Genomic DNA, 23342 nt, shown 5'->3' with positions numbered 1-23342 from the left:
GGTTCCTTGACTGGCCACCGTGATAGCTACCAGGTCCTTGCCGGCAAAGCGGCGCGGCCCGTTAGGATTACTGGCTAAACTTGTACCGATCCGGGCAGCTTCTGGCCGCGGTTCAGCGCCACCAGCATGGCCCTGACATCCTGCTCGGCCGCCTTGCTGACCAGCTTGCGGTTGTCGGTTTCGGTCAGCGGGCGCGGCACGCCGAAGGCGACGGTCACGTCCTTGACCGGTCCCGACAGGATATCGCGGATATTCTGCTTCACCGATTTCGACTTGATCCAGGCGATCAACGAGCGCTCGTTGCGGCTGACCGGCAGGCCCTGCAGGCGTGTATAGGCGATGGTCAGCGGCTGGATCAGCACCTCGCTGGCGCCGGCATCGATCATGGCGTGCTGGGCCGCGCCGATGAGCGCACTGCGGAACGGCAGCACATGGGTGCCGATATCCGACTGCCCCTCGGCAAACAGCAGCACCGCATTGCCGCCCGCCATATGGGCGCCCATCTCGCGGCTGGTGCGGCCGGCGTCGTGGCGGCGGGTGCGGTCGACGAAGATGGTCCGCTGCAGCCGCGCCACCATGCCGACAAAGGGCCAATCGCCGACCTCGCGCTTTGCAACGAAGGTGACATCGGCCACCGACCCCACGGCAATGATGTCGGTCCAGGACACGTGGTTCGACACCAGCAGCGTCGGACGGCCGGTGGCGGGGCGTCCGATCACCGTCACCCTGAGGCCGAGGAAGATGCAGCCCAGCTTGTGAAACGTGCGCGGGATCGCCTGCCAGAACGGCAGCTTCAGCTTCAGGATCAGCCATTGCAGCGGAATGGCGATGATCAGGAACGGCACGAACACCACAATAAAGAACAGGGCGCGGAAGATGGTCACCGCTCGGGCTCCTTGCTGTCGAGCGGCACCGCATAGAGTTCGAGCCGGTGGTCGATCAGCCGATAGCCCAGCCGCTTGGCGATCAGCTCCTGTATGGCCTCGATCTCCTCGTTGCGAAACTCGATGACCTTGCCGGAGCGGATATCGATCAGGTGGTCGTGGTGCTCTTCGGGGATCGGCTCGAAACGGGCGCGCCCGTCCTTGAAGTCGTGCTTGGTCACGAGCCCCGCTTCCTCGAACAGGTTCACCGTCCGGTAAACCGTCGAGAGCGAGATTCGCGGGTCGACCTCCGAGGCGCGGCGGTAGAGTTCCTCGACGTCCGGATGGTCGGTGGCTGCTTCGATGATGCGCGCTATCACCCGGCGCTGGTCGGTCATCCGCATGCCGCGGGCGATGCAGGATTCCTCGAGGGTCGGCTCTGTCACGTCCCAGCTCCGCTCCGGTCGGCTAGGCCTTGGGGTTACCCAAGATCGCGGGACAAGACAAGCGCAGTGGCGGCGGTGCCATCTGGGCGCGGATAGTAGCCCTTGCGGCTGCCGACAGCCGTGAACCCCTCGCGCTCATAGAGTTTGCGTGCGGCCACGTTCTGCTCGTCGACCTCGAGGAACATCCGTTTCGCGGCGGTATAGCGCAGGTCCTCGAGGGCGGCGCGCAGCAGCGCCAGGCCCACCCCTTTGCCACGCCAGCGCGGCTCGACGGCGATGGTCAGCAGCTCCGCCTCGTCGCCGGCAACCCGAACCAGGATGAACCCCGCAATGCGGCGCCTGGCATCGCAGGCGACATAGATCCGCGCCGCCGGGTCTTCCATGAAGGTGTCGAAATCGGCCTCCGGCCAGCCGCGGTAGAAACCGCTAGCATGGATGCGCGCCAGTTCGGCCGCGTCGGCAGGCTCGGCAGGCTCCACATGCAGGCCCGCGGGGGCCATCCACAGCTTCATCATGGCGTCTGCCGGACCAGCCGCGCCGCGGTCTGCGGTTTGGCATCGGCATCGCGGACATAGGCGGCTTCCGGCGGGAAGCTGGCTGGATCAGCACCGGCGGCGAAGCGCGCCACCGCGACGATGTCAACAAAGGGAGAGCGCAGCACCACGCCGTCCGCTGGCACCAAGGCTTCGGCCTCGGCCGAGGGCAGCAGCCGCGCTGGTTCCGTCGGTTCGCCGGGGCCACTGAAGCCTTGCAGGTAGGCCTCGCCACGGCGGGCATCGAGCAGAACGGTGCAGGGTCCATCCACCGATAGCGACAGTGCCAGCAGGCTCGGCACCCCGATCACCGGGATGCCCCGCGCCAGGCCCAGCCCCCGCGCCGCCGACAGGCCGATCCGCAGCCCGGTAAACGACCCCGGACCAGTGGTCGATGCCACACGGCCGAGATCGGCAAAGGTCAGCTCGTTGCGAGCGAGCAGCGTTTCGAGGCACCCGAACAGCCGTTCGGCATGGCCAGTGGCAATATCCTCGACCAGCCAATCCGCTCGCCCATCCGGGTGTACCAGTCCCAGTTGCAGGCGGGGCGCCGCAGTGTCGATGGCAAGCGTAAGGGGCAGGAGGCTCATGCACCGCTCCTAGCGTTGCGGCGGACGCGAGTCTATCGGCAAGTCGACGCCTTGACGCTTGGGGGCACCGGCGCGACCTTGCCGCGATGTATGCCGATTCGAGAGGAAGCCGCCCATGACCTGGCTGGCCGAGACAGCCATGCTGAGTCACGGCTGGAGGCGCTTCCTGCTGCTGCTGGCGGCTGGCGCGATCGCTGGCCTGTCCGTGCCACCGCTGTTCCTGTTCCCTGTGCTGTTTGTGAGCTTCCCGCTCTGGGTCTGGGCGCTGGATGGTGCCGAGCGCGGGCGCGGGTGGAGGCGACTGTTTGGCCCGGCGTTCACGATCGGCTTCGCCTTCGGTTGGGGCTATTTCACCGTGGCCTTCCACTGGCTTGGCGCGGCGTTCTTTGTCGATGGCGGCATCATGCTCGCCATCATGCCCTTCGCGATCCTGGCCCTCGCGGCCTTGATCGCGGCTTTCTGGGGTGTTGCCAGCGCTCTCGCCCACCTGCTGTGGAGCGACAGCGCCTGGCGGATCGTGACGCTGGCGACCGCCGTCACCGCCGCCGAATGGGCCCGCGGTCATGTGCTGACCGGCTTTCCCTTCGACCTTGTCGGCTATGCCCTGACGCCCAATGACGAGATGATGCAGGCGGTGGCGCTCGTCGGCATCTACGGGCTCACCTTCATTGCGCTGCTTCTTGCAACCACACCCGCACTGATCTGGCCGGCGGACGGGCGCAGCCTGACCCAGCGGCTGCTGCCCTTCTTTCTGGCCCTGCTCGTGCTGGTGGCCCAACTCGCCTATGGCACCAACAGGCTGACCGCCACCACCGCCACGGAGCGGCAGGACGTGGCGCTGCGCCTGGTGCAGCCGCTCGTCTACGAGCATGCCGACTGGAGCAATGCCGATCCGGTGGCCCTGATCGACCGTCTGGTGATGCTGTCGGAGATGCAGATGGGGCCCGACGACGCCGGGCTCGCCGATATCGACGTCCTGGTCTGGCCGGAATCGAGCCTGCCCTTCTACCTGTCGAGCTACCCTGACGCGCTGGCCCGGATCGCCCGCATGCTGCCGGACGGGAGCACCCTGCTCACCGGCGCGCCGCGCATCAACTACCTTCCCGGTGGCATGGTGCCGGATGGCCCGCCTTACAATGCGCTGCTTGCCATCAACACGGAGGGCGAGGTGATCGCCTCCTACGACAAGGCGCATCTGGTGCCCTTCGGCGAGTTCCTGCCCTATGGCGAATTTTTCGCCCGACTCGGGATCAAGCAGTTCGTCCCCGGCGCCGAAGGCTGGGCGCATGGCGATCCGCGGCGGCGCCTGTTGCAACTGCCCGGCTCACCGTCGCTCCTCGCGCTGATCTGCTACGAAATCCTGTTCTCGGGCGATCTGGGCGCCACCGCTGACGCGCAATACCTGCTCAACATCACCAACGATGCCTGGTTCGACGGCTCGATCGGGCCGGCGCAGCATGCCCATCATGCACGGGTTCGGGCCGTGGAAGAGGGCATGAGCCTGGTCCGGGCCGCCAATTCCGGGCACACCTTCGTCAGCGATCCGCTGGGGCGCATCACCGCCGCGCTGGCACCCGGGGAAATGGCAGCCCTGGACGCCCGCCCGCATGAACGGGTGGCGCCACCACCCTTCGCCACCTGGCGATACTGGCCGCTGCTGGTGATGTTGGTCATCGGCTTGGTCGCCTCGGTCCTGGCGCATCGCAGCAGCCGCCCGAAACGCTTGTCGAGCAGAGGCTGACCAGAGCAAAACCATCCACCCCCAAGCTCTCGGCGGGATATCAAGATTTCTTTATATCCCGCTTGACCCACTGCCTGCACGGTGTCAAAAACCACGTCAACTGCCTGTTCACGGGCGGTTTCCACTCTCTTTGGGAGATTTGGCTTGGCGCGTTCGTCCTATCTGTTCACCTCGGAGTCGGTGTCCGAGGGCCATCCCGACAAGGTGTGCGATCGCATCAGCGACGAGATTGTCGATCTGGTCTTCAAGGAAGCCAAGAAGGCGGGCATGGATCCGGCGCAGGTGCGCATAGCCTGCGAAACCCTGGCGACCACCAACCGGGTGATCATCGCCGGCGAAGTGCGCGTCCCCGAGACGCTGCTGAAGAAGGGCAAGGATGGCAAGGTGCTGCTCGACGCAGCCGGCCATCCGGTGGTCAATCCGGCCAAGTTCAAGTCCGCTGCGCGCAAGGCGATCCGCGCCATCGGCTATGAGCAATCGGGCTTTCACTGGAAGACCTGCAAGATCGACGTGCTGCTGCACGGCCAGTCGGCGGACATCGCCCAGGGTGTCGACGAAGCCGGCAACAAGGATGTGGGCGCTGGCGATCAGGGCATCATGTTCGGCTATGCCAGCCGGGAGACGCCGGAACTGCTGCCGGCCCCCATCTACTACGCCCATAAAATCCTCGAGACGCTGACCACCGCCCGCAAGGCCAATCACGGTCCTGCCGGCAAGCTCGGACCGGATGCCAAGTCGCAGGTCACGGTGCGGTACGAGAATGGCAAGCCGGTCGGCGTCACCCAGATCGTCCTGTCGACCCAGCATCTCGACGAGAACCTGACCTCGACCGACGTGCGCAAGATCGTCGAGCCCTATGTGCGCGAGGCGCTGCCCGAGGGTTGGATCGATGACCAGACCGTCTGGCACATCAACCCGACCGGCAAGTTCGTGGTCGGCGGCCCCGACGGCGATGCCGGGCTGACCGGCCGCAAGATCATCGTCGACACCTATGGCGGTGCCGCGCCGCATGGCGGCGGCGCTTTCTCAGGCAAGGACCCCACCAAGGTGGATCGCTCGGCCGCTTATGCGGCACGCTATCTCGCCAAGAACGTCGTCGCGGCTGGCCTGGCCGACCGCGCCACCATCCAGCTCAGCTACGCCATCGGCGTTGCCAAGCCGCTGTCGATCTATGTCGACCTCCATGGCACCGGCAAGGTGGACGAAGCCAAGCTCGAAGAGGCGTTGGCGAAGGTGATGGACCTTACCCCGCGCGGCATCCGCACCCATCTCGACCTGAACAAGCCCATCTACGCCAAGACCGCAGCCTACGGCCATTTCGGGCGCAGGGCCGGCCGCGACGGCAGCTTCTCCTGGGAGAAGACCGACCTCGTCAAGGCGCTCAAGGAAGCGGTGCGGTAGTCACCCGCCAGCCAACCATGATATGCGGCGGCGCTGCCTTCGGGTGGCGCCGCTTTGTTTCCGGCGAGACCCAGATGACCGACCACCAGCTTCCCCTGACCCGCTCCGGCGAACCGCGCGCCTTTTTCGGCCGCCGCTCCGGCAAGAAGCTGCATGGCGGCCAGAAGGCCGTGGTCGATGCGGCTCTGCCCGAGCTCGAGATCAAGCTTGAGGGACGCCTCGATCCGCGCGTCCTCTTCGGCGACGCCAGGCGCATCGTGGTGGAAATCGGCTATGGCGGCGGCGAGCACCTCGCCCGCAAGGCCGCCGAGGAGCCCGAGACCGGCTTCATCGGTTGCGAGGTTTTTACTGGGGGCATCGGCAAGATGGTGCAGGCCATCGCCGAGCAGGAACTCGGCAACGTCCGGCTCTTCACCGATGACGCCCTGAAGCTCCTGGTGGCACTGCCGGACGCATGCCTCGATGCGGTGTATCTGCTCTACCCGGACCCCTGGCCCAAGACCCGGCACCACAAGCGCCGTTTCGTGTCGCCCACCACATTATCCGAGCTTGGGCGGGTGATCCGTCCCGGCGGAACCTTCTATTTCGCCACCGATATCGAGGACTATGCGGACTGGACACTGGCGCACATCGTGCGCTCTTCCGCCTTCGAGTTCCTTCCCGAACGCCCAGGCAGCTGGCATGAGCCCTATCCGGGCTGGCAGCCCACGCGCTACGAGCAGAAGGCCCGCCGCGAAGGACGCATGACCAGCTTCTACTTCAGCTTCCCCCGAAAAAAGTGATCTGGATTTATTCAAAGCCGAGTCTGGAACACGGCTGGCGGCGACCTATCTGAGTACCTCAAACCTGAAGCGTCGAGGTTTCCATGTCTGCCATTTCCAATAGCCGCTCCGACAAAGGCGATCGCCCGAAGGCGCGGTCCGGCAAATGGACGATGACGATCATCACCCTGCTGCGCGATCAGCCGCAGCGCTTCAACGCTCTTAGGCGCCAGACCGGCATCTCCCAGAAGACCCTCACCACAACGCTGCGGGAACTGGAGCGAAACGGCTTCGTGCTCCGCACGATGTTCGCAACGATTCCGCCCCGCGTCGAGTATGAACTGACCGAATTGGGACGGGAATTGCTGGAGCTTTCGGAAGGTGTCCGCGACTTCTTCCAGCGCCGTCGACCGCAGATGGAAGCGGCTCGCGAGCGCTTCGACGCCTCGGGTGGCGAGCCTGAGATCCGGCTCAACCACCCGTAAGGCTACGGGCGCCGCCGACGGGATCGACGGCGCCAGGAATGAAGCCTAGAGCTCGACCGGCTGCAGCGAACCCGGCACGAAGAACTGCATCGTCTGGGTGCCGTCAGCCTGGGTGACATAGGCGCGGATCAGCCCGCTCCCACTCTTCCACCGCCGTCGCATTCACGCCCTGCTGCTGCAGGCGGGTGACGATCGAGTCCTGCTGGAACTGCTGGAACTCGGGCGAGCCGGTGAACAGGCCTTCGGTATCGGCCATGGCGGGCGCGGCGACACCGGCAACGGCAGCGGTGGCAACAAGGGCGATCACGGTGTTCTTGAACATTTCGGTGTTCCTTTCAGTGTTGAACACCAAGGCAAATGCGCGCCGCGGCGCCTGCCCTCAAGACCGTATTTCCGACTTTCCTGCCCTTGTAATCCAGCTTGGGGCACCGAGGGTTTTCCTAGAGAAATCAAGTGGTTCTGGTGCCACTAGGTTTCTCCGAAGCTACCGGGTTCCCTTCCGGTGCCCGGCTCAGCGCCGCAGCCATTTGGCGAGTGCCTCGCCTACTGCGTCGGGCTGTTCCAGCGGCACCATGTGCCCTGCACCCGCGATAACGGTGAGTTCGGCGCCTGGCACGCCGCCGGCGATCTCGCGGGCGCCATCCACGCCCGTGACCATATCCGCCTCGCCCACCACGACGCTGGTCGGCACCCTGATGCCGGCGAGGTCCGGACGCGAATCCGGTCGGGCCAGGATGGCGCGTTGCTGGGCCACATAGGTCTCGGCGCCCGTCTCTCGCGCCATCGAAGCGTGCAGGTCCCTCAGCTCCAGACTGTCGACATTGTCCGGGTGCACGGTGTTGGGAAAATTGGCGCCGATCACCTGGTCGAACCGCCCCTGCTCGGCCAGAGCGATCATCCGACGGCGGTTCTCCGCCTGCTCGGCTGTGTCCGGGCGCGCCATGGTGGCGAGGCAGCACAGCCGCTCCACCCGCTCCGGTGCCTGCCGCAGCATTTCGAAGGCGATGTAGCCGCCCATCGAAAAGCCAAGCAGCGCAAAGCGCGGCGGCGCCTCGGCCAGGATCGCTCCGGCGATCGCCGCCATGCTGTCGCCACGGCGGTGATTTACCAGTGTCACCGAAGCGAGCGGCCATAAGCTGCCCAGCAGCGGCACGAAGGCGCGCTCGGTGCAATTGAGGCCGGGAATCAGCAAGAGTGGGAAGGTCATGACGGGCGAGGCTCGAGGCGTGACTTGCAGGATCGGTGGAGCGGCGCTATATAGGGCGCATCATCTCTAGCATGCTTGCGAGAGTGGGAGCCGGCCGGCCCCGCTCTTTTTTATTGACCGAAGGACCGATGGCGTTCGATCTCACGGAAAAGCGCTACATCAAGGAAACCGGGCTCGAAGCCCGGATTGCCCGGATCGTCGAGCCGGTGGCCAATGGGCTCGGCTTCTCGCTGGTGCGGGTGAAGATCACCCCCGAGAACGGCACCACGCTGCAGATCATGGCCGAGGACCAGAACGGCCGCTTCACGATCATGGACTGCGAGGCCCTGAGCAAGGACCTGTCGCCGGTGCTCGACGTGGAAGATCCGATTGACCGCGAGTATCACCTCGAAGTGTCCTCGCCCGGCATCGACCGGCCGCTGGTACGCCGGCGCGACTATGAGCGCTATCTCGGCCACGAGGCCAAGGTGGAGCTTGCCGACCTCGTCAACGGCCGCAAGCGCTTCCGCGGGCTGATCAACGCGGTGGACGACGAAGCCGTCACCATCACCCTGCCCGATGCCCCCGGCGGCACCGATCCCGACCACCGGCTGCTGCTCAGCAACATCGCCGAGGCCAAGCTGGTGATGACCGACAAGCTGTTCGAACTGGCTCGCCAGGAGCAGGAACAGAACCCGATCGACGACGACGAGACCGAGACGGTCGAATATGCCGACGTCGATACCGACGACGAAGACGTGTCCAAGGAGACAAACTGAAATGGCCGTTAGCGCGAACCGGCTCGAGCTGTTGCAGATCGCCGACGCGGTTGCCCGCGAAAAGTCGATCGACCGCATGGTCGTGATCGAGGCGATGCAGGACGCCATGGAAAAGGCCGCCAAGGGCCGCTACGGCGCCGAGACCGAAATCAAGGTCGAGATCAACCCGCGCACCGGCGAGACCCGCATGTGGCGCCTGCTCGAGATCGTCGACACCGTCGAGGAACCGAGCCGCCAGATCGGCCTCCAATACGCCCAGGCCAAGTCGCCGCAGGCCAAGATCGGCGATTTCCTCACCGAGCCGCTGCCGCCGATGGAATTCGGCCGCATCGCCGCCCAGTCGGCCAAGCAGGTGATCGTGCAGAAGGTGCGCGATGCCGAGCGCGACCGCATGCACGAGGAATACTCCGGCCGCGTCGGCGAGATCGTCAACGGCACCGTCAAGCGCGTCGAATACGGCAACGTGATCGTCGATCTCGGGCGTGGCGAAGCCATTATCCGCCGCGACGAGCTGATCCCGCGCGAGCAGTTCCGCTATGGCGACCGCGTCCGCGCCTATATCTACGACGTCCGTCGCGAACAGCGCGGGCCGCAGATCTTCCTCAGCCGCACCCATCCGCAGTTCATGGCCAAGCTGTTCATGCAGGAAGTGCCGGAAATCTACGATGGCGTGATCACCATTCGCTCGATCGCCCGCGACCCGGGCTCGCGCGCCAAGATCGCGGTGACCTCGAACGACTCCTCCATCGACCCGGTCGGCGCCTGTGTCGGTATGCGTGGCTCGCGCGTGCAGGCCGTGGTCGGCGAGTTGCAGGGCGAAAAGATCGACATCATTCCCTGGACCGACAGCATCGCCGATCTCGTGGTTTCGGCGCTGCAGCCGGCGGACGTCGCCAAGGTGGTGCTCGACGAGCAGGCCGAGCGCATCGAAGTGGTGGTGCCGGACGAGCAGCTGTCGCTCGCCATCGGCCGCCGCGGCCAGAACGTGCGCCTCGCTTCGCAGCTGATCGGCTGGGATATCGACATCCTCACCGAGCAGGAAGAGTCCGAGCGGCGCCAGAAGGAATTCACCGAACGCTCGAGCCTGTTCATGCAGGCCCTTGACGTTGACGAGATGGTTGCCCAACTACTGGCTTCGGAAGGGTTCTCCTCGGTCGAGGAACTGGCCTATATCGACACGAACGAAATCGCGTCGATCGAGGGCTTCGACGACGAGACCGCTGCCGAAATCCAGAACCGTGCGGCCGAATACCTGGCCGAGATCGAGCGGACGTTCGACGAAGAGCGCAAGACGCTCGGCGTCGAGGAAGAGCTCTACGATATCGCTGGGCTCAATGCCGCCATGCTGGTGGCCCTGGGCAAGGACGGCATCAAGACCGTGGAGGACTTTGCCGGTTGCGCTGCTGACGACCTGGTGGGCTGGAGCGAACGCAAGGACGGAGAGACCAAGCGCTTCGAAGGCACCTTCAAGGATTTCCCGGTGTCGCGCGAAGAAGCCGAGGACATGATCATGCAGGCCCGCATCAAGGCCGGTTGGGTCAATGAAGAGGATCTCGCTGCGCCTGAAGGCGAAGACTACGCCGACGAAGAAGGAGCCTCGGCCTAACGGCCGACGCTCTGCGAGGGCACCAATGGCCCGGCGCGAGGACACAACGAGACTGTGCGCGCTGACCCGGCAGGACAAGCCGGTCGGCGAGCTCATCCGCTTCGTGCTGGGGCCGGATGGCGTGCTGGTGCCCGACACCGAGGCCAAGGCCGAAGGGCGCGGCGTCTGGGTAACGCTGTCGCAATCGGCAGTGGCCGAGGCTGTCCGCAAGAAAGTATTCGCGCGCAGCCTCAAGACCGAGGTCAAGCTGCCGGAGGATCTGCCGGCGCTGGTGGAACTAAGGTTGAAGCAGCGCCTGCTGGCCGCCCTCGGAATGGCCCGCAAGGCCGGCCAATTTGTCACTGGCGCGACCAAGGTCAAGGGCGCGATCGAGGCAGGCGAAGCGGTGGCGCTGATCACCGCGACCGACGCCGCCGCCGACGGACGCGCCAAGATGATGTCGGCGCTCAAGGCGTTGAACTACGCCCGCCGCGAGCAGGGATTCGACGCTGCCGACGTGCCCCACTTCGAATTGCTCACCAGCACCGAAATGGGTTTGGCACTTGGACTTGAAAATGTGATACATGCTGCCCTCAAGACTGGGGCAGCAGCCCAATCGGCGGTGGACAAGGCCAGGCGACTGGCCAGCTACACCGCCAAACCGCTGGATGAACACACCGACCGCTCCGCGGCGTCCGGTGTGCTTTTGTCCGTGGAACCTGACGAGAGACGATAGGTAGTATGGCTGATAACGACGACAAGCGCACCGACGACACCGGCGCCAAGAAGACGCTGACCCTCAAGGGCGGCCCCGCGCTGGGCAATCGCCCGGGCACGTCGCGCGGGCCGTCTCGCTCGACGGTGGTCGTGGAAAAGCGCACGCGCGTGGTGCCCAAGCCCGGTGGCGCAGCTCCCGGCGCCGGCGGCCGTCCAGGTGCTGGCGGCGGCAGCCGTCCGCCTGCCGGCCGTCCGACCGGCGGTGGACCACAGCAGCGTCAGCCGATGGGCCTGAGCGCCGCCGAGGCGGAAGCGCGTCAGCGCGCCCTGGCTCAGGCCGGCGCCCGTCTCGCCGAGGACCGTGAGCGGTTCGCGGCCGAAGAGGCACGCCGCATCGAGGAAGAGAATCGCCGCCGTCAGGTGCGCGAGGAGGCCGCTCGTCAGGAAGAAGAGCGCCGTCGTGCCGCCGAGGAGGCTGCCGCCGCCGAAGCGCGTGCCGAGCAGCGTCCCGAGCGGACCGAAGAGCCGCGTGAAAGCCGCGAGCGTCCCGCAGCTCAGCCCTTTGTTCCGGCCTCGCAGCGCAATCCTGGTCCGTCCAGCGTCCGAGTTGTTGCCGGCCGCCCCGGCCAGCCGCCGCGTCCGCAACGGGCCGAACGTCCGGCCGGCCGCCCCGATGGCGAGCGCCCTGCCGGCGCCCGTCCGGCTGGCGCGCGTCCCGCCGGCACTTCCGGCCGTCCGGCCGGTGAGCGCCGCCCTGGCGGCATGGCCCCGATCGGCAACGTACCCCCGCCACCCCCGAGCGAGGCCGATGGCCGTCGCACCCGGACCGGCGCACCCCAGACCCGGCCGACCACCGAAGCCGAACTCGAGAATGCCCGCCGCGCCTCCCGCGCCGCTCCGGAGCGGCCGACGCGCCGCGCCAATGACGGTGCTTCGCGTGGCCGCCTGACCGTTGCCAGCGCCACCACCGAGAGCGATCGCGATCGCGGGCCGTCGCTCGCGGCCATGCGCCGCCGCCGCGACAAGAAGATGGGCCGCAACCAGTCGTCGCAGCCCAAGATCAGCCGCGAGGTGGTGATCCCCGAGGTTATCACGGTGCAGGAACTGGCCAACCGAATGGCCGAGCGCTCGGTCGACGTCATCAAACTGCTGATGCAGCAGGGTCAGATGATGAAGATCAACGACGTGCTCGATGCCGACACGGCGGAACTGATCGCCACCGAACTCGGTCACACCGTCAAGCGCGTGTCCGAAGCCGACGTGGAAGAGGGCCTGTTCGACGTGCCTTCCGACGACAAGGCCGAGGACCTCACCGATCGCGCGCCGGTGGTGACCATCATGGGCCACGTCGACCACGGCAAGACCTCGCTGCTCGACGCCATCCGCGAAGCCAATGTGGTTTCCGGGGAAGCCGGTGGCATCACCCAGCATATCGGCGCCTACCAGGTCGAGAAGCAGGGCCAGAAGATCACCTTCCTCGACACCCCGGGCCACGAGGCGTTCACCGCCATGCGTGCCCGCGGTGCCCAGGCGACCGACATCGCCGTGCTGGTGGTGGCGGCGGACGACGGCGTGATGCCGCAGACGATCGAATCCATCAGGCACGCCAAGGCGGCCGGGGTCCCGATCATCGTGGCCATCAACAAGATGGACAAGCCGGAGGCCAATCCGACCCGCGTGCGGACCGAACTGCTCCAGCATGAAGTGTTCGTGGAATCCATGGGCGGCGACGTGCTGGACGTGGAAGTCTCTGCCAAGACGGGCAACGGCCTCGACAAGCTGCTCGAGACCATCCTGCTGCAGGCCGAAGTGCTCGAACTCAAGGTGGCCCGTGATGGGCGCGCCGAGGGTCTGGTCATCGAAGCCAAGCTCGATCGCGGCCGCGGTGCGGTGGCAACGGTCCTGGTGCAGCGTGGCACGCTCAAGATCGGCGACATCCTCGTGGCCGGCACCGAGTTCGCCCGCGTTCGCGCGCTGATCAACGACAAGGGCGACCAGGTCAAGGACGCCGGCCCGTCCGTGCCGGTGGAAGTTCTGGGCTTCAACGGCGTGCCTTCGGCTGGCGACCGCTTCTCGGTTGTGGAGACCGAAGCACGTGCCCGCGAGGTCACCGAGTACCGCCAGCGTCAGATCCGCGAGCGGACTGCCGGCGGTGGTGCGACCAGCCTCGAGCAGATGATGAACCAGCTCAAGGCCTCGGGCATCAGCAAGTTCCCGCTGGTGATCAAGGGCGACGTGCAGGGTTCGGTCGAGGCGATCGTGGCCTCGCTCAACAAGCTGTCGACCGACGAAGTCTCGGCGCAGATCCTGTTCTCGGGTGTGGGCGGCATTACCGAATCCGACGTGACCTTGGCCTCGGCTTCGAACGCCATCGTCATCGGCTTCAACGTGCGTGCCAACAAGCAGGCCAATGACCTCGCCACCCGCGACGGCATCGAGATCCGCTACTACAACATCATCTACGACCTCGTGGATGACGTGAAGAACGCGATGTCGGGCCTGTTGAAGCCCGAGCGCCGTGAGACCTTCATCGGCTACGCCGAGATCCTCGAAGTCTTCCAGATCACCAAGGTCGGCAAGGTTGCCGGCTGCCGGGTCACCGAGGGCCTCGTGGAACGCGGTGCCGGCGTGCGCCTCCTGCGCGACAACGTCGTCATTCACGAAGGCAAGCTCAAGACGCTCAAGCGCTTCAAGGACGAGGTCAAGGACGTCCAGGTCGGCCAGGAGTGCGGCATGGCCTTCGAGAACTACGAAGATATCCGCGCGGGCGACCAGATCGAGTGCTTCCGCGTCGAGACGGTCCAGCGCTCGCTGTAAGAGCAGCGAACGGGCAGATACAAGAAGGGCGCGGCCGAGGCTGCGCCCTTTCTCGTTGGGGGGAAGCAATGCGGACCATCATGATGGATGTGGACGGCGTACTCGTCAGCGGTCGCCCACAGGACGGCGGACATCTGTTCACCGATCTGGAGCGCGATCTCGGCATCTCGCTGCCGGTACTGCAGCGGGAATTCTTTGTCCCGCGCTGGCCCGACATCGTAACCGGCCGCAAGCCGCTGCTGCCGGAACTGACCGAGGTGCTGACGCGGATCGCTCCGTCCGTCACGGCAGAGACGCTGCAGGACTATTGGTTGCGCAACGACTCACGCATCGATCACGACCTGCTCGCTGCCATCGCAGTGTTCCGCGCCGGCGGTGACCGGGTGTTCCTCGCCACCAATCAGGAGCACCACCGCGCCCGCTACCTGATGGAGGAGATGGGGCTCGCCGCCCATGTGGACGGCATCTTCTATTCCGCCGCCCTTGGCTGCCGAAAGCCGGATCCGAGCTTCTTCGAACTGGCCAAGGCACAGGCGGCACCGGCCGGCGGCGACTTGCTGCTGATCGACGATACCGAGGCAAACGTCCTCGCGGCGCGCCGCTGTGGCTGGCGCGCCATCCACTGGTTGCCGGGAATGAACCTGGCTGCCGAGATTACGCGCGCCGAACGGGTGCCGCGCCCCGGCTAGAGGGCGGCGCGGATCTCCGACTCGAGCTCGTCCGGGGTCACACCAGGAGCGAAACGGGCTGCCACACGGCCATCCCGTCCGATCAGGAACTTGGCGAAATTCCACTCGATCTCGCCGGGGAAGTCCTGCTTGAGCCAGGTGTAGAGCGGGCTCGCGGCCTCTCCGTTCACCTCCAGCTTGGCGAACAGCGGGAAACTGACCCCGTAGTTCATCTCGCAGAACTCGGCGATCTCCCGGGCCTCTCCCGGCTCCTGCTCGCCGAACTGGTTGCAAGGGAAGCCGAGCACAACCAGCCCCCGATCGCCATAGGTCTGCCACAACCGCTCCAGACCCTCATACTGGGGCGTGAGGCCGCATTTGGAGGCGGTGTTGACCACCATCACCAGCTTTCCGGCATAGTCCGCAAGCGCCTGCGGCTGACCGTCGAGGCGCGGCAGGGTGAAGTCTGAAAGCGTGGTCATGCTGATCGGTCTCCGAAGGAATGGGCTGAGCATAGACGCTCGCTCAAGGCACTGCATCCCGCTCCAGCACGCAATCGCGATGCCCGCCCCAGGCGATCTCCACCGTGGCATGATCGATGCCGTAGTCTTCGGCGAGTTGTCGCTTCACCGCGGCTGTGGTTGCTGCGGGGTCGGCACCGGCTGCCAGTTCGATCTCGAGCGTTGCCACAGGGCGGCCCGAAGTGATCGACCAGACATGGACATGGCGAACATCAGCCACACTCGGCACCGCCGCCCTGACACTTCGCGCCAGTTCGTTCACGACGAGCCCGCTGGGCGCCCCTTCGAGCAGGATGTTGAGCGAGGATCGGAACAGCCCCCAAGCTGCGCGCAGGACCAGCACCGCCACCAGCACCGACAGAATCGGATCGATGGGCATCCACCCCGTGGTCCAGATCACCAGCGCTGCGGCGATCGCCGCCACGGAACCCAGCAAGTCGCCCACCACGTGCAGCATGGCGCCGCGAATGTTGACGTGCTCCCGCTCGCCTCGCGACAGCACGAAGAACACCAGCAGGTTCACGAACAGCCCGAGGATCGCCACCGCTAACATGGGGCCCGCCAGCACCTCGTGCGGATCGAACAGCCGTCCGAACGCCTCCCAGACGATCCAGCCGGCAAGGGCGAAGAGCGTCACGGCGTTGATCAGTCCCGCCACCACTTCGAGCCGCATATAGCCGAAGGTGCGGCGGCTATCCGGCTGGCGTCGCCCAAAGCGGAAGGCGGCCCAGGCGAGCAACAGCGCCGAGGCATCGGTCAGCATGTGCCCGGCATCAGCAATCAGCGCCAGCGAGCCGGACAGCACCCCAGCGACAATCTCTGCAACCATGAACCCGGCGGTGAGCACGAAGCCGATCAGCACCACCCGCTCATTGGCCGCACGCACCGTCGGCGCATGGCTGTGCCCAGCATGCTCGTGGCCATGGCCGTGATCGTGATCGTGATCGTGATCGTGATCGTGCGCCCCGGCGTGAGCCTCATTGGTGTGGTCGCGATGGGTCACCGACTTACCTCCTGCCATCACATGAATACATGTTCATATGTTGCAAGTCAATTCAGCCGTCGGTCAACCTTCGTTCATGTTCGTTCATTTTGGCTTCAGCCGCGCAGCCGCGGCTCGAGATGATCCTCGAACAACAGCCCCGGATTGGCCGCAAGCGCCGCCCCATAAGCCCGCTCCGCCTCGAGTGAAATCTCGAGAAACCGGGCCACTCCGGCCACCTCATCCTTCGGCAAGCCATAGTATCCGTCGCGCAGACGCCGCAGGATCTCGGTCTTGGAGCGGATCATCCCCGCCGCCACGTCTTTACCGTTGCTCATCGATTCCGAACGTTTGACGTAGTCGTGCAGCGGCGTGCCGAGATGCATGGACACCGGCGCCTGCCGCCACAATTGCAGCAGCAGTTCGAGATCCGTCATGTTGCTGAGCGTCGGATCATAGCGGGCATCGGTGCGGCGGCGGTCCCAGGCGACCATGGAATCCATCGACAGGCTCACCCATTTGTACGTGCCGGCGGTCAGTTCCCGATCCGGCCCCTCCCCGACATAGCGCAGGTGCTGGAACCTGTCCGTCATCACATCGAGGGCGGTGGTGACGACCGGATACTCCGCAAGCGCCTCCACCACCCGCTCGAGCTTGTCCGGCTTCATCCGGTCGTCGGCGTCGAGGATGGCAACATAGGGTGCGGTGATCTGGTCCAGTGCCACATTCCGGGCCAGCGAGGCGCCCCGGCCGATGCCGCCGCTCGACGCATGGCGGATCCGTTCATCTCCCATTCCGGCTTCGTTCAGAAACGCGTCATAATCGGCACCATCGTCGGCAACGAGCCACAACTCCCAATCGGACCAGCTCTGCTCCAGAACGCTGCGTATGGTGGCGGCAATGGTGGCCTCGGCCCGATAGGCCGGGGTGACGACGGCGACGGTTCTGCTCATGACAGCTGGCCTTGCGGGTTGAATGACGCGGCATCTCGACCCATATCTGCCGCAGGCGCCCGATGCCACTCCCCCCGGGTCGAGCGCCGACGTTGCTTGCTACAAGGACGGCGTGAATGTCACGTATCTCGGTATTTTCCGCCCCGTTCCTCCTCGGCTTCGACAGCTTCGAGGAGCGCATAGACCGGCTGTCGAAAACCGCCGACGGGTACCCGCCCTACAACATCGAGCGGCGCATCGACGCCGACGGAACCGAGCAGTTCCTGGTGTCGGTAGCGGTCGCCGGTTTCGGCGCCGCCGAGCTCGAGGTGACCGCTGAAGACAACCAGCTCGTCGTGCGCGGCAAGCAGAAGGACGATCCCAATCGGGAGTACCTGCACCGCGGCATTGCTGCCCGCCAGTTCCAGCGCAGTTTCCTGCTCGCAGATGGTATGACGGTAAAAGATGCAACTTTGGGCCACGGTATGCTCGTTGTGGCTATAGAGCGCCCCCGGACGCCCAAGATCGCCCGCCGCATCGAAATTCGCTCAGTCTGAGGAAAGGGCCGAAAAATGTATGAGAAGAACCCGGCCGCGGCCGAAATGCTGATCCACCCGCTGAAGTCGCTCACCCGCGCGCAGTTTGCTGCGCTCGGCGGCAACGCAGTGGCTTATGTGCGTCCCGTTAGCGGTGCGCTGTTGTCCATGATGATCGAAGAAGCCGAGTTCGAGCCGGAAGAGCAGTACCATCTGCTGATGTCCGCCGACGGCACGCCGCTCCTCGTCACCGACACCGAAGACGCGCTGATGGAGTGGCTCGGCGACAAGAATCTCGGGCTTGCCACGCTCCACTAGGCGGCCCCACAGATAACAGGAGCGGCAGGCAGCGATGCCTGCCGCTTTTTTATTAGGCGGCGTAACTTTCCGGCATGGGAGCGGTCAGCAGGGCCCGGAGCTTTTCAGGGTCATCGAGGCGACGCAGCTCTTCTACCACCGACTCGGTGCGCAGCAGCCGCGCCACCTTGGACAGGGCCTTGAGGTGATCAGCGCCCGCCCCGGTGGGAGCGAGCAGCATCATCACCAGATCGACCGGCTGATCGTCCACGGCATCGAAATCGATGGGGGTATCGAGGCGGGCGAACACGGCGGCGACACCATTGAGCCCGGTGATCTTGCCATGCGGTACGGCTATGCCGTTCCCCAATCCTGTCGAACCAAGAGCTTCACGGTCGGAAATAGCCGTGAAGATGTCGTGAGCGGCCACGCCGGTGACTTCACCGGCGCGTTCGGCAAGCAACTCGAACAGCTCGCGCTTGGATTTCACGCCGCTGCAGTACAGCACTGCGCGCTCAGCCAGAATTTCGGCTAGTTCCATTACGATTTGGCCTTGATTCGATTGATGCAGGACAGGCGGGGCATGGCCGATCAACTGGCGCCCAGGGCTGGATCAATCCAGCCGATATTGCCGTCTGGGCGGCGGTAGACCACATTTAGGCCGCCATGTCCAGCGTGGCGGAACATAACAACCGGGTGACCCGAGAGCTCAAGCTCCATCACCGCTTCTTCCACGCTCATGTCGCGCAGGTTCTTGGTAGCTTCTGCGATCACCGGAGGGGCGTAATCTTCCGCGAGTTCCTCCTCCTGTTCGCTCGAGCCGAACACGGTGTACTGGGCCGTCAGGTCGACGCTGTCGCCAACGCCGACACCGCCGCGACGATAAGAGCGAAGCCGCCGATTATAGCGCCGGAGCCGCTTCTCAATGTGGGTGGCCACGATCTCATAGGCGCTGGTGGCATCGCCGCCTTCGGCGCTCGCCTGCAGAGTGATGCCGGTATCGAGATGCAGTACGCATTCGGCATGAAAGCCGCTGCCGTTCGGGGTGAGCGTCAGATGCCCGTCGTAGCCACCGTCGAAGTACTTGGCCAGAACGTTGGCAACGTGATCCTCCGCCTTGCCGCGCAGAGCATCGCCCACATCCATGTTTTTTCCCGAAACACGCAAGGTCATGGCCTATTCCTTCTTGTCGATTGTGTCCGACGCGAGAGGTCCGGAGCCTAACCCCGTGGGTTCATCCGGGATCCCGCCTGCCGCTGCTCTTCATGCGAGCCCACGGCAGGGGATGCTAGCCCTCCGCGCCTGTGAGAGCAAATGCACAAGCAGGTCTTCAGGTTCGCTTGGCTGTCGGGCGGCAAAGGCTTCGGTCAGCCGACGTGTTGCAGCGCCTTCTTCTGGCGCCGGCGGATCACCGAGGACGGGATGTTCATGGCTTCGCGGTACTTGGCGACGGTGCGCCGGGCGACATCGATGCCCTGCTCCTTCTTCAGCACTTCCGCGATGGTGTCATCGGACAGAATGGCCGTCGCCGATTCCGCCTCGATCAGTTGCCTGATGCGATGGCGCACGGCCTCGGCCGAGTGCTGGTCGCCGCCATCGCTGGCCGCAATGGCCGTGGTGAAGAAGTACTTCATCTCGAACAGCCCGCGAGGCGTCGCCATGTACTTGTTTGTCGTCACCCGGCTGACGGTGGATTCGTGCATGTCGATGATCTCGGCGACGTTGCGGAGCGTCATCGGCTTGAGGTGAGCAATGCCGTGGGCGAGAAATCCATCCTGCTGACGCACGATCTCGGCGGCGACCTTGATCATGGTCTGGGCGCGTTGGTCGAGGCTCTTGGTCAGCCAGTTGGCGGTGGCGAGGCAGTCGGACAGAAAGCTCTTTTCGGCGGTATCGCGGGTCTTTCTGGTGACACTCGCATAGTAGACGCGATTGACCAGTACCCGCGGCAGCACTTCGGTATTGAGTTCCACCTGCCAGCCGCCATCCGGCCCCTGGCGTACGAAGACGTCGGGCACCACCGCCTCCACGGGAGCGCTGTCGAAGGCGCGGCCCGGCTTGGGGTCGAGCGTTCGGAGTTCGGCAAGCATGTCGGCCAGATCCTCGCGATCGCAGCCCACCCTGCGCATCAGCATCGACAGGTCGTGGCTGGCGAGCAGATCCAGGTGTTCAAGCAGCCTGGCCATCATCGGGTCGAGCCGGTCGCGCTCCCGTAGTTGGATGGCGAGACATTCCGGTACCGAGCGGGCGAAGACGCCGACCGGATCGCAGCCCTGTAGTGCCTGCAGCACAGCTTCGACGTCCGCCAAGTCCGCGCCGAGTTGGTCGGCCACCGCTTCGAGTTCGACAGCCAAATAGCCCGCCTCGTTGAGCCCGTCGACGAGGTATCGCGCGATCAGGCGGTCCCCTTGCGTCTTCAGCAGCAGGTTGGCCTGCTGCATGAGGTGATCGCTGAGCAGGGGCCGGTCGGCGACGTATTGATCGAGGTCGGGGGCTTCTCCGTTCCCCAGTGCCCCGTCCCCATCGACCCGCGACTGCGGCAACAAGCGGTCCTGTGCAGGCTGGTCCGGAAACACGTTCTCGACTGCCGTATCGTAGTTGTCGGCGATCGAGTCCGCGTCCTGGATGCGCTCGGAGCGGGTGACGGTGTCTTCGTAGGCGCTGAGTTCCGTCGGCGGCTCCGGCGCTTCAGCGGTTTCTCCCGGCTCGCCGCCATCCTCGCGTTCCAGCAGCGGGTTGCGCAGCAGTTCCGCTTCGACGAAGTCGTTGAGTTCGAGATGGCTCAACTGCAGCAGGCGGATCGACTGCATCAGTTGCGGCGTCAGCGTCAGACTCTGGGTCTGGCGGAATTCGAGACGCGGCGAAAGAGCCATAAGGGGTGGACCGTCAGCGCAGTTCGCAGCCGGGGCGGCTGCCTTGTCGAGCCGGACCATGACTCATTTCGCCGGGAGCGGCAAGCGTCAGGGCAAGTTCCGTGCCAGCTGTGGCGAAACAGCTCAGATGGCGAAGTTTTCGCCCAGATACACCCTGCGGGCATCGGGATCGGCGCTGATGGTTTCGGGTTTGCCCTGGATCATCACCTTGCCGCCGTGAATGACATAGGCGCGGTCGACCAGCCCCAGCGTCTCGCGCACCGCATGGTCGGTGATCAGCACGCCGATGCCGCGCTGCGTCAACTGGCGGACGAGGCCCTTCACCTCACCGACAGCGATCGGGTCGACGCCCGCGAAAGGCTCATCGAGCAGCATGAACACCGGGTCGGCGGCAAGAGCGCGGGCGATCTCGACCCGGCGGCGCTCGCCGCCAGACAGAGCGAGAGCACTCGACTTGGCCAGATGCGCGATCGAGAACTCGTCGAGCAGCGACTCGAGCCGGCGCTGGCGCTCGGCGCGGCTTTTCACATGGTTTTCCAGTACCGCCAAGATGTTGCCGGCAACCGTCAGGCCTCGGAAGATGGATGGCTCCTGCGGCAGATAGCCGATGCCGAGCCGACCCCGCTGAAACAGCGGCAGGTGCGTGATCGGGCGACCATCAAGACGGATATCGCCTCCATCAGGCTTCACCAGGCCCATGATCATGGTGAACACGGTGGTCTTGCCCGCGCCATTGGGGCCGAGCAGACCCACCGCCTCCCCCCGACGAACGGCAATGGAGACGTCGCGGACCACTACCCGCCGGCCGAAGCTCTTGGCGAGGCTGTGGGCAACGAGCCAGCCGTTCTGGTCGATACGCGGGCGGGCCGCAGCCTCGTTCATTGGCTGGTGAACACCCCGGTGACACGGCCACTGCTACCACTGGTGAAGGTGGACACGTTGGTTTCGAGATTCACCACCAGTTCGCCCGCATCGACGGTCCCGCTCGGCTGCGTCACCCGGACATTGCCGGTGAGGCGGAGCAACTGGTCGCCCGGCGTGAACACCGCCTGGTCGCCGGTGGCGTCCTGATCCGCTGTCTTGAGCCGGACCCCGCCCGAGGCGATAAAACTCTCGATATCGGTTGTCCCGCCTTCGCCATAGACCGCCACCACCTTGGGCGCCCAGACCGTGACTGTGGGATGCACGACCACGACGTTGCCGTTGAACACGGCTTCGCGGCTGGACTCATCGACCGTGAACTGGTCGGCGGTGATCTCGACCGGCTCCTGCGCCAAAGCGGGCGCGGCCAGCAGCAAAATGGCAGCAAGTGCAAGACCCAGGCGGCACAGCATCAATCGTTCTCCGTCTTTTCCTGAGGTCCAGGCGTGTCGGGCAAGGTGACGGTGACGCGGGAGAAAGTCCAGAGCTGTCGCTGGACGTCGTAGACCAGTTCCCCGGCACGAACCGTAGCACCATCGGCATAGTCGATGGCGACATCGCCAGTCACCGTCAGCTGCTGAGCCTGCCAGTCGAACACGGAGTCGACGAAGCGGCCGGTCGTACCCGTTGACTGCTCCACCTCGGCATCCCCTTCGATCAGCACCAACTGCCTGGTCGTGTCGAGGGTTGCTTCGTCGGCTATGGCGCCGAACGTGGTGCCGTCGGGCTTGTTCACACTGAGAACGGCGGCGGTCAGGTCGATGAGTTCGGTGCTGTCGAGCCTGGCTTCAGCCGCATCGGCAGCAACGCGATAGGCGGAGCCGTCGTCCAGCAATCCGGAATATTCGGGCGCATCGACGGTGATGCTGTCGCGGCCGACAGTGATGTTGTCGATGCCGAAACGGTTGCCGAGGCTCGACAGATAGATCTGGCCGATCAGCACCACCAGGATCACCAAGCCCATCGCCGGCACGGCAAGGCGCAGCACGCCCACAACCCGGTTGCGGCGCTCGAGACGCCGGTAGATCTGGCTGCGCGGTGCCTCTGCCGTTGCCATCGACGCCTTGTGCCTCAGCTATGAGCGAAGATGTCGTTTTCTTCCCAGCCCAGCAGGTCGAGTTCGCACCGGGTCTTAAGGAAGTCGAAGCAGGCGCGCGCAAGCTCGGTGCGGCCCTCCCGCTGCAGCATCCGGTCGAGATGGCGCTTGAGGTCGTGCAGGTAGAGCACATCGGAAGCGGCATAGTCGAGCTGAGCGTCGCTGAGCTTCTCGCCGCCCCAGTCGGAGCTCTGCTGCTGCTTGTTGAGGTCGATCGACAGCAGTTCGCGTACCAGATCCTTGAGCCCGTGGCGATCGGTGTAGGTGCGCACCAGCTTGCTGGCGATCTTGGTGCAGTAGACCGGTCCCGTGACCACTCCGAAATGATGCTTGAGCACCGCCACGTCGAAGCGGGCATAGTGGAAGATCTTGGTGACGCCGGGGTCGGCAAGCAGGCGCGTCAGGTTCGGCGCCTCGCGCGAACCAAGGGGGATCTGCACCACATCGGCGCTGCCGTCGCCGGGCGACAACTGCACCACGCAGAGCCGATCACGATGGGGATCAAGCCCCATGGTCTCGGTGTCGATGGCAACCTCGCGGCCATAGCGGGAGAGGTCAGGCAGGTCGCCGCGGTGCAGTCTGATGGTCATCGGGAAAGCTCTTTGGGTGGTG

At 65.2% G+C, this 23342-nt stretch carries 26 protein-coding genes and 1 pseudogene; 11 read left to right on the top strand and 16 right to left on the bottom strand.

Annotation, left to right across the window (positions count from 1 at the left end):
* Positions 1-74 precede the first annotated feature (74 nt).
* The 4 genes from ACFSX5_RS08995 to tsaB form a co-directional block, all read right to left on the bottom strand.
* The gene (locus ACFSX5_RS08995; protein WP_386832967.1) at positions 75-884 is read right to left on the bottom strand and encodes a lysophospholipid acyltransferase family protein; all 810 of its coding nucleotides are present in this window, start codon (positions 882-884) and stop codon (positions 75-77) included.
* On the bottom strand, positions 881-1267 hold the full coding sequence (locus ACFSX5_RS08990; protein ID WP_386835613.1) for a Fur family transcriptional regulator: 387 nt from the start codon (positions 1265-1267) through the stop codon (positions 881-883). The genes ACFSX5_RS08995 and ACFSX5_RS08990 overlap by 4 nt, the downstream gene beginning before the upstream one ends.
* 77 nt (positions 1268-1344) lie before the next feature.
* Positions 1345-1824, bottom strand: a complete 480-nt coding sequence (gene rimI, locus ACFSX5_RS08985) for a ribosomal protein S18-alanine N-acetyltransferase (protein WP_386832966.1) — start codon at positions 1822-1824, stop codon at positions 1345-1347.
* The gene (tsaB, locus tag ACFSX5_RS08980; RefSeq protein WP_386832964.1) at positions 1821-2432 is read right to left on the bottom strand and encodes a tRNA (adenosine(37)-N6)-threonylcarbamoyltransferase complex dimerization subunit type 1 TsaB; all 612 of its coding nucleotides are present in this window, start codon (positions 2430-2432) and stop codon (positions 1821-1823) included. Before tsaB ends, rimI begins: the two co-directional genes overlap by 4 nt.
* 115 nt (positions 2433-2547) lie before the next feature.
* On the opposite strand from tsaB, the gene lnt reads away from it, so the two are divergent.
* The 4 genes from lnt (at position 2548) to ACFSX5_RS08960 (ending at position 6820) form a co-directional block, all read left to right on the top strand.
* Positions 2548-4173 (top strand): apolipoprotein N-acyltransferase, encoded by a 1626-nt coding sequence (gene lnt, locus ACFSX5_RS08975; protein WP_386832963.1) that lies wholly within the window; start codon positions 2548-2550, stop codon positions 4171-4173.
* A 144-nt stretch (positions 4174-4317) separates the two neighbouring features.
* Complete coding sequence (gene metK, locus ACFSX5_RS08970; RefSeq protein WP_386832961.1) at positions 4318-5574, top strand: methionine adenosyltransferase; 1257 nt, start codon at positions 4318-4320, stop codon at positions 5572-5574.
* 74 nt (positions 5575-5648) lie between these two features.
* The gene (trmB, locus tag ACFSX5_RS08965; RefSeq protein ID WP_386832959.1) at positions 5649-6356 is read left to right on the top strand and encodes a tRNA (guanosine(46)-N7)-methyltransferase TrmB; all 708 of its coding nucleotides are present in this window, start codon (positions 5649-5651) and stop codon (positions 6354-6356) included.
* 83 nt (positions 6357-6439) lie between these two features.
* Positions 6440-6820 carry a winged helix-turn-helix transcriptional regulator gene (locus ACFSX5_RS08960; RefSeq protein ID WP_386832957.1) on the top strand — a complete coding sequence of 127 codons (381 nt, stop codon included), beginning with the start codon at positions 6440-6442 and terminating at the stop codon, positions 6818-6820.
* A gap of 103 nt (positions 6821-6923) precedes the next feature.
* Here ACFSX5_RS08960 and ACFSX5_RS08955 read toward each other — a convergent pair whose 3' ends face one another.
* Both ACFSX5_RS08955 and ACFSX5_RS08950 read right to left on the bottom strand, forming a co-directional pair.
* Entirely contained in the window at positions 6924-7142 is a 219-nt protein-coding gene (locus tag ACFSX5_RS08955; RefSeq protein WP_386832956.1) for a hypothetical protein, read from the bottom strand.
* A gap of 189 nt (positions 7143-7331) precedes the next feature.
* Complete coding sequence (locus tag ACFSX5_RS08950; RefSeq protein ID WP_386832955.1) at positions 7332-8027, bottom strand: alpha/beta fold hydrolase; 696 nt, start codon at positions 8025-8027, stop codon at positions 7332-7334.
* Positions 8028-8155: 128 nt separating this feature from the next.
* Here ACFSX5_RS08950 and rimP point away from each other — a divergent pair, with 128 nt between their 5' ends.
* The 5 genes from rimP (at position 8156) to ACFSX5_RS08925 (ending at position 14593) form a co-directional block, all read left to right on the top strand.
* Entirely contained in the window at positions 8156-8785 is a 630-nt protein-coding gene (gene rimP, locus ACFSX5_RS08945) for a ribosome maturation factor RimP (RefSeq protein WP_386832954.1), read from the top strand.
* A 1-nt stretch (position 8786) separates the two neighbouring features.
* Positions 8787-10391, top strand: a complete 1605-nt coding sequence (gene nusA / locus ACFSX5_RS08940) for a transcription termination factor NusA (protein ID WP_386832952.1) — start codon at positions 8787-8789, stop codon at positions 10389-10391.
* 25 nt (positions 10392-10416) lie between these two features.
* Positions 10417-11106, top strand: coding sequence for an RNA-binding protein (locus tag ACFSX5_RS08935; protein WP_386832950.1), 690 nt, complete (start codon positions 10417-10419; stop codon positions 11104-11106).
* Positions 11107-11111: 5 nt separating this feature from the next.
* The gene (gene infB / locus ACFSX5_RS08930) at positions 11112-13904 is read left to right on the top strand and encodes a translation initiation factor IF-2 (RefSeq protein ID WP_386832948.1); all 2793 of its coding nucleotides are present in this window, start codon (positions 11112-11114) and stop codon (positions 13902-13904) included.
* A 68-nt stretch (positions 13905-13972) separates the two neighbouring features.
* Complete coding sequence (locus tag ACFSX5_RS08925) at positions 13973-14593, top strand: HAD-IA family hydrolase (protein WP_386832947.1); 621 nt, start codon at positions 13973-13975, stop codon at positions 14591-14593.
* On the opposite strand, the gene ACFSX5_RS08920 is transcribed toward ACFSX5_RS08925, so the two are convergent.
* The 3 genes from ACFSX5_RS08920 to ACFSX5_RS08910 form a co-directional block, all read right to left on the bottom strand.
* Complete coding sequence (locus ACFSX5_RS08920; RefSeq protein ID WP_386832945.1) at positions 14590-15054, bottom strand: glutathione peroxidase; 465 nt, start codon at positions 15052-15054, stop codon at positions 14590-14592. The two genes, ACFSX5_RS08925 and ACFSX5_RS08920, sit on opposite strands and share 4 nt — an antisense overlap.
* A 43-nt stretch (positions 15055-15097) precedes the next feature.
* Complete coding sequence (locus ACFSX5_RS08915) at positions 15098-16096, bottom strand: cation diffusion facilitator family transporter (protein WP_386832943.1); 999 nt, start codon at positions 16094-16096, stop codon at positions 15098-15100.
* Positions 16097-16191: 95 nt separating this feature from the next.
* Complete coding sequence (locus tag ACFSX5_RS08910; protein ID WP_386832942.1) at positions 16192-17028, bottom strand: glycosyltransferase family 2 protein; 837 nt, start codon at positions 17026-17028, stop codon at positions 16192-16194.
* A 116-nt stretch (positions 17029-17144) separates the two neighbouring features.
* Between ACFSX5_RS08910 and ACFSX5_RS08905 the strand changes: the two genes are divergently transcribed.
* Positions 17145-17564: an Hsp20 family protein gene (locus ACFSX5_RS08905; protein ID WP_386832940.1), complete on the top strand. Its 420-nt coding sequence runs from the start codon at positions 17145-17147 to the stop codon at positions 17562-17564.
* 15 nt (positions 17565-17579) lie between these two features.
* Positions 17580-17861 (top strand): DUF1150 family protein, encoded by a 282-nt coding sequence (locus ACFSX5_RS08900; RefSeq protein WP_386832938.1) that lies wholly within the window; start codon positions 17580-17582, stop codon positions 17859-17861.
* A gap of 52 nt (positions 17862-17913) precedes the next feature.
* Here ACFSX5_RS08900 and ACFSX5_RS08895 read toward each other — a convergent pair whose 3' ends face one another.
* From ACFSX5_RS08895 to ACFSX5_RS08865, 7 genes and pseudogenes are all read right to left on the bottom strand, one after another.
* Positions 17914-18381 (bottom strand): PTS sugar transporter subunit IIA, encoded by a 468-nt coding sequence (locus ACFSX5_RS08895; RefSeq protein WP_386832937.1) that lies wholly within the window; start codon positions 18379-18381, stop codon positions 17914-17916.
* Positions 18382-18431: 50 nt separating this feature from the next.
* A complete protein-coding gene (locus ACFSX5_RS08890) occupies positions 18432-19013 on the bottom strand; it encodes a ribosome hibernation promotion factor (RefSeq protein ID WP_386832935.1) in 582 nt (193 codons plus the stop codon).
* A 194-nt stretch (positions 19014-19207) separates the two neighbouring features.
* On the bottom strand, positions 19208-20713 hold the full coding sequence (gene rpoN / locus ACFSX5_RS08885; RefSeq protein ID WP_386832934.1) for an RNA polymerase factor sigma-54: 1506 nt from the start codon (positions 20711-20713) through the stop codon (positions 19208-19210).
* Between the two features lie 123 nt (positions 20714-20836).
* Positions 20837-21586: pseudogene (gene lptB, locus ACFSX5_RS08880) on the bottom strand (LPS export ABC transporter ATP-binding protein); the annotation flags it as partial.
* A gap of 5 nt (positions 21587-21591) precedes the next feature.
* The gene (locus tag ACFSX5_RS08875; protein WP_386832933.1) at positions 21592-22047 is read right to left on the bottom strand and encodes an LptA/OstA family protein; all 456 of its coding nucleotides are present in this window, start codon (positions 22045-22047) and stop codon (positions 21592-21594) included.
* On the bottom strand, positions 22047-22691 hold the full coding sequence (locus ACFSX5_RS08870; RefSeq protein WP_386832932.1) for a hypothetical protein: 645 nt from the start codon (positions 22689-22691) through the stop codon (positions 22047-22049). Before ACFSX5_RS08870 ends, ACFSX5_RS08875 begins: the two co-directional genes overlap by 1 nt.
* A 14-nt stretch (positions 22692-22705) precedes the next feature.
* Entirely contained in the window at positions 22706-23320 is a 615-nt protein-coding gene (locus ACFSX5_RS08865) for a ribonuclease D (RefSeq protein ID WP_386832930.1), read from the bottom strand.
* Between the last annotated feature and the right edge of the window lie 22 nt (positions 23321-23342).

This window comes from Devosia albogilva (assembly GCF_042685625.1).
In the GTDB taxonomy this organism is placed as follows: Bacteria; Pseudomonadota; Alphaproteobacteria; order Rhizobiales; family Devosiaceae; genus Devosia; species Devosia albogilva.
Note: the sequence above shows the minus strand (reverse complement) of the source record. Positions and strands in the feature narration are given on the sequence as shown.